Origin of the sequence: Amycolatopsis sp. NPDC005961, from assembly GCF_040629235.1 — a bacterium.
In the GTDB taxonomy this organism is placed as follows: domain Bacteria; phylum Actinomycetota; class Actinomycetes; order Mycobacteriales; family Pseudonocardiaceae; genus Amycolatopsis; species Amycolatopsis camponoti.
Map to the genome: position 1 here is coordinate 27,378 of NZ_JBEXVF010000022.1, position 13,002 is coordinate 40,379.

11 protein-coding genes are annotated in these 13,002 nt (G+C 69.5%); 3 read left to right on the forward strand and 8 right to left on the reverse strand.

All coding sequences use genetic code 11. The annotated features are described in order from the left end of the window. Nucleotides 1-57 precede the first annotated feature (57 nt). Nucleotides 58-1,152 (reverse strand): adenosine deaminase, encoded by a 1,095-nt coding sequence (locus ABZ342_RS21175; RefSeq protein WP_155549016.1) that lies wholly within the window; start codon nucleotides 1,150-1,152, stop codon nucleotides 58-60. A 212-nt stretch (nucleotides 1,153-1,364) separates the two neighbouring features. Here ABZ342_RS21175 and ABZ342_RS21180 point away from each other — a divergent pair, with 212 nt between their 5' ends. Next, nucleotides 1,365-2,489: a PA containing protein gene (locus ABZ342_RS21180; RefSeq protein WP_155549015.1), complete on the forward strand. Its 1,125-nt coding sequence runs from the start codon at nucleotides 1,365-1,367 to the stop codon at nucleotides 2,487-2,489. Nucleotides 2,490-2,584: 95 nt separating this feature from the next. Here ABZ342_RS21180 and ABZ342_RS21185 read toward each other — a convergent pair whose 3' ends face one another. From ABZ342_RS21185 to ABZ342_RS21215, 7 genes are all read right to left on the reverse strand, one after another. Next, a complete protein-coding gene (locus ABZ342_RS21185; protein WP_360475510.1) occupies nucleotides 2,585-3,868 on the reverse strand; it encodes a thymidine phosphorylase in 1,284 nt (427 codons plus the stop codon). After that, a complete protein-coding gene (locus tag ABZ342_RS21190) occupies nucleotides 3,865-4,257 on the reverse strand; it encodes a cytidine deaminase (RefSeq protein WP_091304561.1) in 393 nt (130 codons plus the stop codon). Before ABZ342_RS21190 ends, ABZ342_RS21185 begins: the two co-directional genes overlap by 4 nt. Beyond that, a complete protein-coding gene (locus ABZ342_RS21195) occupies nucleotides 4,257-5,534 on the reverse strand; it encodes an ABC transporter permease (RefSeq protein ID WP_155549013.1) in 1,278 nt (425 codons plus the stop codon). Before ABZ342_RS21195 ends, ABZ342_RS21190 begins: the two co-directional genes overlap by 1 nt. Further along, nucleotides 5,534-6,631, reverse strand: a complete 1,098-nt coding sequence (locus tag ABZ342_RS21200) for an ABC transporter permease (protein ID WP_360475514.1) — start codon at nucleotides 6,629-6,631, stop codon at nucleotides 5,534-5,536. Before ABZ342_RS21200 ends, ABZ342_RS21195 begins: the two co-directional genes overlap by 1 nt. Continuing rightward, on the reverse strand, nucleotides 6,628-8,208 hold the full coding sequence (locus ABZ342_RS21205) for an ABC transporter ATP-binding protein (RefSeq protein ID WP_155549011.1): 1,581 nt from the start codon (nucleotides 8,206-8,208) through the stop codon (nucleotides 6,628-6,630). Before ABZ342_RS21205 ends, ABZ342_RS21200 begins: the two co-directional genes overlap by 4 nt. Nucleotides 8,209-8,285: 77 nt before the next feature. Next, nucleotides 8,286-9,428, reverse strand: a complete 1,143-nt coding sequence (locus ABZ342_RS21210; RefSeq protein ID WP_360475517.1) for a BMP family ABC transporter substrate-binding protein — start codon at nucleotides 9,426-9,428, stop codon at nucleotides 8,286-8,288. Between the two features lie 320 nt (nucleotides 9,429-9,748). Next, entirely contained in the window at nucleotides 9,749-11,740 is a 1,992-nt protein-coding gene (locus tag ABZ342_RS21215) for an NPCBM/NEW2 domain-containing protein (RefSeq protein WP_360475520.1), read from the reverse strand. A 393-nt stretch (nucleotides 11,741-12,133) separates the two neighbouring features. Between ABZ342_RS21215 and sdhC the strand changes: the two genes are divergently transcribed. Beyond that, nucleotides 12,134-12,577 carry a succinate dehydrogenase, cytochrome b556 subunit gene (sdhC, locus tag ABZ342_RS21220; RefSeq protein WP_155549008.1) on the forward strand — a complete coding sequence of 148 codons (444 nt, stop codon included), beginning with the start codon at nucleotides 12,134-12,136 and terminating at the stop codon, nucleotides 12,575-12,577. A gap of 1 nt (nucleotide 12,578) precedes the next feature. Next, nucleotides 12,579-12,992: a succinate dehydrogenase hydrophobic membrane anchor subunit gene (locus ABZ342_RS21225; RefSeq protein WP_155549007.1), complete on the forward strand. Its 414-nt coding sequence runs from the start codon at nucleotides 12,579-12,581 to the stop codon at nucleotides 12,990-12,992. Nucleotides 12,993-13,002: the final 10 nt, after the last annotated feature.

Consider the following 13,002-nt stretch of genomic DNA (forward strand, 5'->3'; position numbering starts at 1 on the left):
GTCGTACCTAAGGACCGCAACCGCCTTGCGGGCGGTCACGGTCCGGAGGCGGGGAGGTCAGCTCAGCGCGGCGTACCCGGGCTTGATGACGTCGTCGATCAGCGCGAGCCGGGCGTCGAAATCGATGAACGCGGATTTCATCGCGTTGATCGTGAACCACCGGAAGTCGTCGAGGTCATACCCGAAGGTCTCGTGCAGCGCGGCGAATTCGCTGGTCATCGTGCATCCGCTCATCAGCCGGTTGTCGGTGTTCACGGTCACCCGGAAGCGCAGCCGCTTGAGCAGGGCCAGCGGGTGCTCGGCGATCGAGCGCACGGTACCTGTTTGGACGTTCGACGTCGGGCAGATCTCCAGCGGGATCCTTCGGTCGCGGACATACGCGGCCAACCGTCCAAGGTGGACCGTCCCGTCCGCGTCGGTCTTGACGTCCTCGACGATCCGCACGCCGTGCCCGAGCCGCTCGGCCCCGCAGTGCTGAATCGCCTCCCAAATGGACGGAAGTCCGAACGCCTCGCCGGCGTGAATGGTGAAATGCGCATTGTTCTGGCGCAAATATTCGAAAGCGTCGAGATTGCGGGTCGGCGGGAATCCGTCTTCGGGTCCGGCGATGTCGAAGCCGACGACGCCGGCGTCGCGGTAGCGGACGGCCAGGTTCGCGATCTCGAGGGCCCGGGCGTGCTGGCGCATCGCGCAGAGCAACGTCCCGACGCGGATGCTGCCGCCGTTCGCGGCCACGCGCCGTGTGCCCTCCGTGAACCCCTCCTGGACCGCCTCGACCACCGCATCGAGTGACAGACCGCGTTCGACGAACAACTCCGGTGCGTAGCGCACCTCGGCGTAGACGACGCCGTCGGCGGCCAGGTCCTCCACCGCCTCCGCGGCGACCCTGACCAGGGATTCCTCCGTTTGCATCACTCCGCAGGTGTGCGCGAAGGTCTCGAGGTAGGACACGAGTGAGCCGGAATCGGCCGCACGGCGGAACCAGCTGCCCAGCTCGGCCGGATCGGTGGTGGGCAGACCGGCATAACCGGTGGCGTCGGCGAGCTCGGCGACGGTGGCCGGGCGGAGGCCGCCGTCGAGGTGGTCGTGCAGGAGGACCTTCGGCGCGCGGCGGAGTGTCTCGCTGGTCAGAACAGGGCTTTCGTCAGGCATCCCCCAACGGTAACCTCGTTGTCATTCCCCTACATGGCCGTAACTCTCAGGCTCGGGTCAACGCTCAGCGTTGACGATCATGCGACGAATCGGCCATCCGGGGGCAGCCTCCGTAATACGCGCTTCACGGGGGCCATACGCACAGCAATTTCGCAATCGTTAAGCTTCGTGGCACGTCCCTCCATTTCCCCGCCGACGAAGGACACACAGCAGTGACCACTGACAACCACATTGCCGCCCCGTCCTTCGACCGGATGCGCAACATGCTGGTGCGCGCGGCCGAAGTGCGTGAGAGCGAGCAGCAGCAGATCTTCGACGCGCTCGACGACATCTACGCCCGCCTCGCGCCGGTGGACTCGCTGGGCGCGGTCCGCAAGCGGCTGTCCGAGATGCCCGACCGCACCGAGGTCAGCGTCCTGGCCGAGCGCCTCGACGAGACGATGTCCCGGCTCGAGTCGCAGGACAACGCGATCGCCGCGCTGACCCGCGCCGTCGAGAGCATCGTCGACAAGCTGGCCAAGCCGTTCGCGCAGCTCGACGGCCGGCTCGACGGCATGGCGGCGCGCCTCGAGGGCGTCGGCGGCCGGATGGACGGACTCGAGGACAAGCTCCAGAACATCCACCGCCGGCTCGACGAGGTCGGTGGCCACCTCGACAAGCAGGACGCGAAGCTCGACTCGATCCCGCAGTCGGTGCACGGCCCGGTCCGGGAGCGGATCGAGCAGGCCGAGGCGTCGCTGCGCGACCGCGTCGACCACGCCGACCACGAGCTGCGGGGCAAGGTCGACGAGCTGAGCCGCACGACGCACGAGCGCATCGGCGAGCTGGACCGCGTCACCGGCGAGCGGATCGGCGCGAACACCGAGGCGCTCAAGGTCGCGCTGACCGAGACCGGCGAGATGATCGACGCGTCGGACCGCCTGGAGAAGCTCGGCAACCGGCTCGAGACGGTCACCACCCGCCTCGACGAGCTGGCCGGCCGCCTCGACAAGGTGGAGGACGGCTTCCTCTCCGGCATCGGCGACCTCGACGGCGCGCTCAAGGCCGGGCTGTCGAAGGTCGAGGGCACGCTGTCCAAGCAGCCGGACACCGACTCGGTCGACACGCTGGTCCGCAAGAGCAACGACGAGAGCGTCCGCCGCATCGGCGGCCAGCTCGACGAGGCGATGGCGACGTTCGCGGAGCTGATGCTCGGCGGCGGCCCCGCGGTGCAGCAGATCTCCCCGCCGCCCCCGGCGCCGCGCCAGCCGCGTCGCAGCTCGCGCAACGGCCGCGCGCCGAAGGCCGCGGACACGAAGACCAAGACGGGCGAAGGCGCGGAAGAAGCCGCGGAGTAACCCCAGCCCCATGAAGAGGCCCCCGCCGGGATCCGGCGGGGGCCTCTTCATGCTTCAGACGTCACTCAGTCGGGTGATCATCTTCGCGATGATCATCACACCGTGCCGCGGATCGTCTCCCGGACGATCGGGCCCGGCTCCGGCGCGGAGTCAGCGACTGTGAAGCCGCCTTCGAGCGCGGCCAAGGCCGCCGGGACCGCTTCCGGGGTGTCCGTGTGCAACTCCAGCAGCGGCTCACCCTCCGTGACGCGGGAGCCGGGCTTGGCCAGGCACAGGATGCCCGCCGCGGCCTGGACCGGATCTTCCTTGCGGGCCCGGCCCGCGCCCAGCCGCCATGCCGCGACGCCCACCGCGTAGGCGTCCAGCGAAGCCAGCACGCCCGACGCAGGCGCGGTGACCACGTGGACGTGCGACGGCGTCGGCAGCGGCGCCGAAGGGTCGCCGCCCTGGGCGGAGATCATCCGGCACCACGTCTCGTACGCCTCGCCGGAAGCCAGCACCGCGGCCGGATCCACGTCGAGACCGGCCAGCGCCAGCATCTCCCGCGCCAAGGCGAGCGTCAGCTCCACGACGTCCGCGGAGCCACCGCCCTGAAGCACGGAAACCGACTCCGCGACCTCCACCGCGTTCCCGACCGCCCGCCCCAGCGGGACGTTCATGTCGGTCAGCAGCGCCGTCGTCGGGACACCGTGGTCGACGCCGATCGAGGTCAACGTCGAAGCCAGCTCACGAGCCTGAGAAAGCGTCTTCATGAACGCGCCCGACCCGAACTTCACGTCCAGGACGAGCCCGGACGCGCCTTCGGCGATCTTCTTGCTCATGATCGAGCTGGCGATCAGCGGGATCGACTCCACTGTGGACGTAACGTCCCGCAGCGCGTAGAGCTTCTTGTCCGCCGGGGCCAGCCCTGACGTCGCCGCGCAGACCACCGCGCCGACGTCCTCCAGCTGCGCCTGAATTTCCGAAGTGGACAGTGACGCACGCCAGCCCGGGACGGACTCCAGCTTGTCGAGCGTCCCGCCGGTGTGCCCGAGCCCGCGCCCGGACAGCTGCGGCACCGCCGCACCGCACGCGGCCACCAACGGCGCCAGCGGCAACGTGATCTTGTCGCCGACGCCACCGGTCGAGTGCTTGTCGACCGTCGGCCGCGAGACGCTCAACGAGAGGCGCTCACCCGAGTTGATCATCGCGCCGGTCCAGCGAGAGATCTCGTCGGAATCCATGCCCCGCAAGAAGATCGCCATCGCGAGCGCCGACATCTGTTCCTCGGCGACGACACCGTGGGTGTACGCGTCGACGACCCAGTCGATCTGCTCGTCGGACAACCGGCCGCCGTCCCGCTTCGTGCGGATGACGTCGACCGCCGCGAACGCGCTCACGGCAGGTCGTCCGGGCCGAAGGCGTCCGGCAGCACGTCCGACATCGGCAGGATGCCGCTGGGGGTGTCGACCAGACACGAAGACCCGCCCAGCTCGAACAGGATCTGCCGGCAGCGCCCGCACGGCATCAGCAGGTCACCGGCACCGCTGCGGCACGCCACCGCGACGAGGCGACCGCCGCCGGACAGCCGCAGCTGCCCGGCCATCGTGCACTCCGCGCACAGCCCGAGGCCGTAGGACGCGTTCTCGACGTTGCACCCGGTGACCACGCGCCCGTCGTCGACGATCCCGGCGACGCCCACGTGCAGGCCCGAATAAGGCGCGTACGCGTGGGAAGCCGCTTCGATCGCCTGGGAACGCAGCGCATCCCAGTCCACAGTGGACGTCATCAGTCCTCACCTCGCCGGTACGGCTGCCCGTCGGCCTTCGGCGGCCGCAGCCGCTGCGAAGCCACCGCGAGCACGATCAGCGTCACGAAGTGCGCGGTGTACGGGATCAGGTCGGACGGCAGCGTGTCGTTGGACCAGTAGATCGCGTACAGCACGCCGGCGCCGACGACGCCGAGCCCCGCGGCGATCCACTGGCGGCGGAACAGCTGCACGACGACGATCACGGCGACCAGGATCACCGCGCCGTACAGCAGCGCGAGCACCGCTTCGCCGCCGCCGGCGAGCTGCAGGCCGTCCGCGTAGCCGAACAGCGCCGCGCCGCCGAGGAGGCCGCCCGGGCGCCAGTTGCCGAAGATCATCGCCGCGAGGCCGATGTACCCGCGGCCGTTGGTCTGGTTCTCCAGGTAGTCCGCGCCGCCGCGCAGCAGCACCAGCGAGGCGCCACCCATGCCGGCCAGCGCGCCGGAGATCAGCATCGCGATGTACTTGTGCCGGTAGACGTTGACGCCGAGGGACTCCGCGGCCACCGGGTTCTCGCCGCACGACCGCAGCCGCAGGCCGAACCGGGTCTTCCAGAGCACCCAGAAGCTCAGCGGCACCAGGAGGATCGCGATCATCGTCAGCGGCGCGACCTCGGTGACCAGGCCGCGCAGGATGCCGGCGACGTCGGAGATCCCGACGCGCTGCTCCTTTTCCAGGTCGCCGAGCCAGTCCGAGAGGCCGCTCGCCGAGTAGGTGTCGAACTTCGGCACCACCGGCGACTGCCGCGGGTTGCCGGAGATCGGCGCGAAGATCAGGTTCGCCAGGTACTTCGTGACACCCAGGCCGAGCAGGTTGATCGCGACGCCGGAGACGATGTGGTTGACGTTGAACGTCACCGTCGCGACCGCGTGCAGCAGGCCGCCGAGCGCGCCGAAGACGATCGCGGCCACCAGGCCGGCCCACACCCCGCCGTTGTACGAACCCCAAGCGGCGCCCCAGGTCCCGAGGATCATCATGCCCTCGAGACCGATGTTGACGACGCCCGCGCGTTCGGCCCAGAGGCCGCCCAGCGCGCAGAGCAGGATCGGCAGGGCGAGGCGCAGAGCCGTCGACGCCGTGTTCGACGACGTCAGGGCGGCGACGCCGGTCGAGTACGAAGCCGTCGAGACGACGGCGATGGCGATCACGGCCCAGATGACCCCGCGGAGCCAGCCGGGGATCCGGGACCGCTTGCGGTGCACGGGCATCGTGCCGGGGCTGCCCGCGTCGGGCCGGGAGACGTCGGTGACGGCCATCAGACCGCACCCCCTTCGGCGACCGAGGAACCCTTGCGGCCGTTGGCGGCGAGCGCCCGGCCGACTCTGCGTTGTTCGGCGGCCAGGTCGGCCCGGCGCACGACCTCGTACGCCACGACGACCGACAGCACGATGATGCCCTGCATGATCGTCGCGATCTCCTTGGACACGTTGATCTGCTCCAGCGACACCGCGGAGGTGTCGAGGAACGCCCACAGCAGCGCGCCGAGCGCGATGCCGCCGGGGTGGTTGCGGCCGAGCAGCGCGACGGCGATGCCGGTGAAGCCGTACATCTGGGTCGCGGTGATGCCGTAGCTGTAGTCGCGGCCGAGCAGCTCCGGCATCGCGACCAGGCCGGCGACGCCACCCGAGAGCAGCATCGCGATCAGCGTCATCTTCTTGGCGCTGACCCCGCCCGCGGCCGCGGCCGTGGTGGACTCGCCGGAGGCCTTGAGCTCGAAGCCGAACCGCGTGCGGTTGAGCATGAACCAGTAGGCCCCGCCGACGATCGCCGCGATGATCACGAACCCGAACAGCGTGCCGGAGCCGAGCGGGATGCCCGGGATCCGGCCGGGCGGCTCGATCACGCGGGTGCCGATGTTGTTGCCCCGCTGCACGCCGAACTGGTCGGCGTTGATGAGGAAGGCGATGATGCCGGCGACGATCGCGTTGAGCATGATCGTCGAGATGACCTCGCTGACCCCGCGGGTCACCTTGAGGATCGCCGGCACCGCCGCGTAGGCCATGCCCGCCACGACCGCGACCACCAGGATCGCGATGACGTGGATGACCGGCGGCAGCTTCATGGCGCCGCCGGCGATGGCGGCGACGACGGCGGCGAAGCGGTACTGGCCCTCGACACCGATGTTGAAGAGGTTCATCTGGAAGCCGATGGCCACCGCGAGCCCGGACAGGTAGTAGACGGTCGCCAGGTTCACCGTGTCGACCGCGGTGGAGCCCTTGAACATCTGGCCGATCATCGTGCCGTAGGCCTGCAGCGGGTCGGCCCCGGAGATGATCAGCGCGATCGCCGACAGCAGCACGGCGAAGACGATCGCCAGCAGCGGCGGTAGCAGTTTCGTGCGCCAGGAAGTCATTCTTCGTCACCCGCTGTGTCGTCTTCGGCGCCGGTCATCGCCGAACCCAGTTCCTGCGGCGTCACGGTGGCGGGGTCGGCCTCGCTCACGAGGCGCCCGCGCAGCATGACCCGGATCGTGTCGGACAGGCCGATCAGCTCGTCGAGGTCGGCGGAGATCAGCAGCACCGCGAGCCCGGCGGAGCGGGCCTGGCGGATGTTTTCCCAGATGAGCGCCTGCGCGCCGACGTCGACACCGCGAGTCGGGTGCGAGGCGATCAGCAGCACCGGGTTGCCGGAGAGCTCCCGCCCGACGATCAGCTTCTGCTGGTTGCCGCCCGAGAGCGCCGCGGCGGGGACGTCGATCCCCGGCGTGCGGACGTCGTACTCGCGCACGATCCGCTCGGTGTCGGCGCGGGCGCCGGCGATGTCGAGCAGCTGGCCCTTGGAGACCGGCTCGCGGGTCTGGTAACCGAGGATCCGGTTGACCCACAACGGTTGCGTGAGCAGCAGGCTGTGCCGGGTGCGGTCTTCGGCGATGTAGCCGATGCCGGCCTCGCGCCGGGTGAGCGTGCCCGCCCGGGTGAGGTCACGGGCCTTGCCGTCGGCGTCCACCAGCTCGATCTTCCCGCCGGACGGCTTGCGCATGCCCATGATGGTTTCGACGAGCTCGGTCTGGCCGTTGCCTTCGACGCCCGCGACGCCGAGCACCTCGCCCGCGCGCACGGTGAAGGTGACGTCGTCGAGCGCGTTGCGGTCGGAACCCTCGGCGCCCAGCGTCAGGCCGGTCAGCCGCAGGACCGCGCGGTCGGTGACGGTGGACTCGCGGGTCTCCGGGCTGGGCAGCTCCGAGCCGACCATCATCTCCGCGAGCTGGCGCGAGGTGATGGTCTTCGGGTCGGCCGTGCCGACGGTGGTGCCGCGCCGGATCACCGTGACGGTGTCGGCGATCGCGCGCACCTCGTCGAGCTTGTGCGAGATGAAGAGGAAGGTGTAGCCGTCGGCCTTCATCTCCCGGACGGTCGCGAACAGCGCGTCGACCTCCTGCGGCACGAGCACCGCGGTGGGCTCGTCCAGGATGATGATCTTCGCGCCGCGGTAGAGCACCTTGACGATCTCGACGCGCTGGCGGTCGGCGACGCCCAGCTCTTCGAGCAGCGTGTCCGGCTTGGCGTGCAGGCCGGTGCGCTCGGCGAGCTCGGCCAGCCGGGCGCGGGCGGCGCGGCCGATGCCGTGCAGGGCCTCGGCGCCGAGGAAGACGTTCTCGCCGACCGTGAGGTTGTCGGCCAGCATGAAGTGCTGGTGCACCATGCCGATGCCGGCGCGGATGGCGTCCTGCGGGTTGCGCAGCTTCACCTCGTCGCCGTTGATCGCGATCGTGCCCTCGTCCGGCGGCTGCATGCCGTAGAGGATTTTCATCAAGGTGGACTTGCCGGCGCCGTTCTCGCCACAGATGGCGTGCACCTCGCCCGTGACGACGGTGAGGTTGACGTCGGAGTTGGCCACCACACCCGGGAAGCGTTTGGTGATCCCGGTCAGCTGGACGGCGGGGGCGCCCCGGTCGGGGACGGCCTCGGCCGGGGCCTCGGCAGTGCTCATGGGCGGGAGAATTCCATATCTCTTAAACGCGTGAGGGGCCCGGAGGGATTTCCCTCCGAGCCCCGACGCGTAGTGAGCTACTTCTGCGGCTTGTCCGAAACGGTGATCGCGCCCGAGATGATCTGGGCCTTGTACCCGTCCAGGACGTCCTTGATGTCGTCGACCTTGCCACCGGAGGTGGCGTAGCCGACGCCGTCGACCTTGAGGTCGAACCGCTTCGGCAGGACGGTCAGGTCACCCTTGGCGACGGCCTGGATGTAGTCGAACACCGCGACGTCGACGCGCTTGAGCATGGACGTGATGATGACGTCCTTGTCAGCCGCGACGGTCTTCTGGTTGTACTGGTCGGAGTCGACCCCGATGGCCAGCGCGTTGCCCGCCTTGGCGGCGTCGAAGACGCCCTTACCGGAAGCACCGGCGGCGTGGTAGATGACGTCCGCGCCCTTGGCGATCTCGGCCGCGGCCTTGGCGTTGCCCTTCGGCGGGTCCTGGAACCCGGAGAAGTCACCGGCCGGCGTGAGGTACTCGTCCTCGATCTTGATCTTGGACGAAACCGTCTTCGCGCCCTGCAGGAAGCCGGCCTCGAACTTCTGGATCAGCGGGGTGTTGACACCGCCGACGAAGCCGATGTGGCAGCTCTTGCTCTTGTACGCGGCGGCGACGCCGGCCAGGAACGAGCCCTGCTCCTCGGCGAAGACCAGCGGCGTGACGTTCGGGAGCGTGATCGAGTCGTCGTCGACGATGGCGAACTTGGTGTTCGGGTACTTCGCGGCGACGGCCTTGACGGAGTCGGCGTAGGCGAAGCCGACCGCGACGATCGGGTTCAGGCCCTGCGAAGCCATCTGGTCGAGACGCTGCTGCTTGGCCGACTCGGCCTCGCTGGCGGACGCGGTGCTCTCGTTGACCGTCGTCACGCCGAGGTCGGACTTGGCCTTGTCGGTGCCCGCGGCGGCGGCGTCGTTGAACGACGCGTCACCCCGGCCGCCGACGTCGAAGGCCAGGCCGATCTTCAGCTGGCTGCCGTCGACCTTGCCGCCGGCGGCCGCGCTGCTCGAAGCGGCGGCGGGCGCGGCGGGCGGCTTCTGCGCGGTCACGCAGTCCGAACCGCCCGACGAAGGCGCGGCACTGTTGTTACTGCTGCCACCGCTCGAGTCCTTGGCGCACCCGGCCAGGGCGAGCACCCCGGCCATGGTCACTGCGGCCAGCGCGGTTCCACGCATGCGACGCAACGTGAGTCTCCCTCCCCGCTGATCCAGCGGATGGTCAAGAGCACGACCCGGCCCACTGCCGGGTCGACCGCCAGACCGTACCCAACGGACAGGAAAGCGCCATAGGAACGGCACGCTACGTAACACAAACGTTTACTCACGAGTCGCGCGCGCGACGACATGTATACCCAAAGTGATCATCGGGCGTACTGCGAGCCACTTTCGCCGGACTCGCGGGCGTCGGGACGGCCAAAATGCCGCCGGACGTCACCGATTGTGCCGGGTGCCGGTGATCCGCCGCCGGCACCGTCACTCTGTGAGATGACGGGGATTCAGGCGCAAGTGAGCCGAGCGGCGGCCCAATCGCTGCGGTCGTAGGAGTTGCCGTCGCCGCCGTCGGTGACCACCAGCCGCAGGTAGCGGGCGCCGTGGAGGTCCGCCGTCAGCGGGACCGCCGGGTCCTGCCACGTCCGGACGCCGGTCGCGGCGACCCGGGAGCCGTCCGCGTAGACCTCGAACGTCGCCGAGCCCTGCTTGTTCGTCGCCTCGCGTTCGTCGTCCACGCCGACGTCCGCGGTGAACGTCGTGCAGTGGCCGCCCAGGTAGAAGACGACCTCGCTGGGGGCGTGCGCGCCGAGGCCCTTCGGGTAGACGACGCCGTTGATCGTCAGGGGCTTGCCGTCACCGGCCGGGATGCTGCCGTTGGACATGTCCCGCTCGACCGGGCCGTAGCCGTTCTTCTCCGCCGCCCAGCGCAGGTCGCTCGCCCACGCCGGCCCGGTGGGTGGCGCCGCGGGCACCGTCAGCCGCTGGTCACCGGCCCAGCTCAGCGGGCCGAACCCGAGCGCGCGGTACGTGACGCCGCCGCCCAGCACCGCCGTGGTGCCTTCGGTTCCGGCCGGCGGGGTGACCCGCCAGCGTCCTGCGGCGGTGTCGCCGGTACCCAGCACGAACGCCCGTGGCCGGGCCACCTGCTCGACGCGCCAGCCGGCGGGCGCGGACAGCGTCACGCGCGGGTCGAACACCGGGACGCGGGCCTCGTCGGTCGCGGACACGGTGACTTCGAACGGCCGGCCTGCCGGAGTGATCTCCCCCGGCACGCCGGGCACCGGCGCGGCCAGCTCGACCCCGGTGCGCACGAGCGGCTCGTTCCGCAGCCAGGAGCCACCCGCGTGGACCCGGTAGACGACCGTCGCGTGCGGCGGGACGACCGCGGAGATCCGGCCCGCGGTCTGGAAGTCGCGGCGGGCCCAGAGGTCGCGGGCGGCGTACCCGGCGGCCTGGGGCAGCCCGGCGGCCGCGGCGGTGGTGCCGATCGTGGCGTTGGCGGAAGTCTCGTTGAAGAGCGCGACCGCGACGTCGCCGTTCGCGAGGGGCTTGGCGAAGACCCAGTGACCGTCCTGCTTGGACAGCAGGCGCGCCTGGACGCCGCGGCGGTCCTGGTCGAGGGCGATGACCTCGGCGTTGCGCAGCACGTCGAAGTTCTCCGGGGACACCTTGCGCAGGTCGGCGCCGATGAGCAGCGGAGCGGCCATCATGGCCCACAGCGAGAAGTGGGACCGGTACTCCTCGGTCGTCATGCCGCCGTTGCCGACCTCGAGCATGTCGGGATCGTTCCAGTGGCCCGGACCGGCGTAGGGCGCGAGCGGCGCGTTCGCCGCGAGGATCTGGACCATCTTGGCCCAGTTGTCCTTGATGTCGCCGGTGGTGCGCCACAGGTGCCCGACGCCCGCACCCCACTCCCACGGCTTGTTCTCGCCCCACTCGCAGAGCGAGTACACGATCGGGCGACCGGTCTTCGCCAGCGCGTCGCGCATCTTCGGGTACCGCTCGAGCGCGGGCCGTCCGGCGTTGTTGCAGTTGTCGTACTTGAGGTAGTCGACACCCCAGTCCGCGAACGTCTGCGCGTCGACGTCCTCGTGGTCGAGCGCGCCGGGCTGGGTCTTCGCGCAGGTCACCGTGCCCGCGCTGGTGTAGATGCCGAACTTGAGGCCCTTCGAGTGGACGTAGTCGGCCAGCGCTTTCATCCCGCTCGGGAAGCGCGCCTTGTTCGCCTGCATCCGGCCGTCGGCGTCGCGAACCGGCTCGGCCCAGCAGTCGTCGACGTTGACGTACTGGTAGCCGGCCGCCTTCAGGCCCTGGGCGACGAAGATGTCGGCGGTGTCGCGGATGATCCGCTCGTCGACGGCGCAGCCGGTGGTGTTCCAGTTGTTGAAGCCCATCGGCGGCGTCAGCGCCAGTCCGTCGGGCAGCGCCCGCGCGGGCGTGACCACCGCCACGGGAAGCAGAACCGCGACGGCGATCACCAAGCCGAGTCGTCGCACCAGAACGTCACCCCATCGTGAGAGATCCGATGTATCTGGCAGCGACAGTAGAAATGACCCGCCGGTTGGTCAACAACAAACCGGATGCACCAGCCTTTTGGTCTAGTGCATCAGATATCAGACTCCACAGACGTCAGATCTACAGTGACCAGAAGGCCGTGCACCTCTGCACGACCGAGTGCGCTGCGCCACACCGCCGGGTGGCGGCACGCGAGTACCGGTGTCTGGTCCATCACAGAGGGGAACCCGGAGGTGAGCCGGGTGCCGGGTGCGGGTCTAGCATCCGATTCATCCAGGCTCGATGACGTTGATCTCGGCACTGCCGCCGTCCCACGGCGACTGCGGACCTCACGACCACCGGGCACATAGTCAGACGTTGGAGGCCGTTCACCGATGTCCACCACGGCGAGCACTGCCACCTCGGCAGAGGCGAGCGATCGGGCGGGTGCCTCACGCCGGCAGGGGACCTTCTACCGGGGCGACCCCGGCATGTGGTCCTGGGTGCTGCACCGCATCACCGGCGTGCTCACATTCTTCTTCCTCTTCGTGCACGTGCTCGACACCGCGCTGGTGCGCGTGTCGCCGAACACCTACGACCAGGTCATCGAGACGTACAAGACCCCGATCGTCAACCTCCTCGAGGTCGGCCTGGTCGGCGCGGTCCTGTTCCACGCGCTCAACGGCATCCGCGTCATGCTGGTCGACTTCTGGTCGAAGGGCCCGAAGCTGCAGAAGGCCATGCTCTGGGTGATCGGCGTGGTCTGGGTCGTCGTGATGGTCCCCGGTGCGTTCTTCATGCTGAAGCGCACCGTCGAAACGCTCTTCGGGGGTAACTGACATGGCCGACCTCGCCCTCGCGAACCCCCGCGCGCCGAAGCGTCCCGCCGCCCGCCGGAGCAACTTCGAGCTCTACAGCTGGCTGTTCATGCGGATCTCCGGCCTCGCGCTGATCATCCTGGTGCTCGGCCACCTGCTGATCATGAACATCCTCGACGGCGGTGTGCACCGCATCAACTGGGGCTTCGTCGCCGGTCGCTGGGCCTCGCCGTTCTGGCAGTTCTGGGACCTGGCCATGCTCTGGCTGGCCGAGATCCACGGCGGCAACGGGCTGCGCACCATCATCGACGACTACGCGCGCAAGGACAGCACGCGGTTCTGGCTGAAGATCCTGCTCTACGTGTCCATGGCGCTGATCCTGGCCGTCGGCACGATGGTGATCTTCACCTTCGACCCGAACATGCCCGCGAACTGACTCCGGAGAC

Excerpts from the sequence above, each read along its gene's own strand:
- ABZ342_RS21175 (WP_155549016.1), bottom strand. The coding sequence starts at position 1,152 with ATGCCTGACGAAAGCCCTGTTCTGACCAGCGAGACACTCCGCCGCGCG.
- ABZ342_RS21190 (WP_091304561.1), bottom strand. The coding sequence starts at position 4,257 with ATGACGTCCACTGTGGACTGGGATGCGCTGCGTTCCCAGGCGATCGAA.
- ABZ342_RS21195 (WP_155549013.1), bottom strand. The coding sequence starts at position 5,534 with ATGGCCGTCACCGACGTCTCCCGGCCCGACGCGGGCAGCCCCGGCACG.
- ABZ342_RS21200 (WP_360475514.1), bottom strand. The coding sequence starts at position 6,631 with ATGACTTCCTGGCGCACGAAACTGCTACCGCCGCTGCTGGCGATCGTC.
- ABZ342_RS21205 (WP_155549011.1), bottom strand. The coding sequence starts at position 8,208 with ATGAGCACTGCCGAGGCCCCGGCCGAGGCCGTCCCCGACCGGGGCGCC.
- ABZ342_RS21210 (WP_360475517.1), bottom strand. The coding sequence starts at position 9,428 with ATGCGTGGAACCGCGCTGGCCGCAGTGACCATGGCCGGGGTGCTCGCC.
- sdhC (WP_155549008.1), top strand. The coding sequence starts at position 12,134 with ATGTCCACCACGGCGAGCACTGCCACCTCGGCAGAGGCGAGCGATCGG.
- ABZ342_RS21225 (WP_155549007.1), top strand. The coding sequence starts at position 12,579 with ATGGCCGACCTCGCCCTCGCGAACCCCCGCGCGCCGAAGCGTCCCGCC.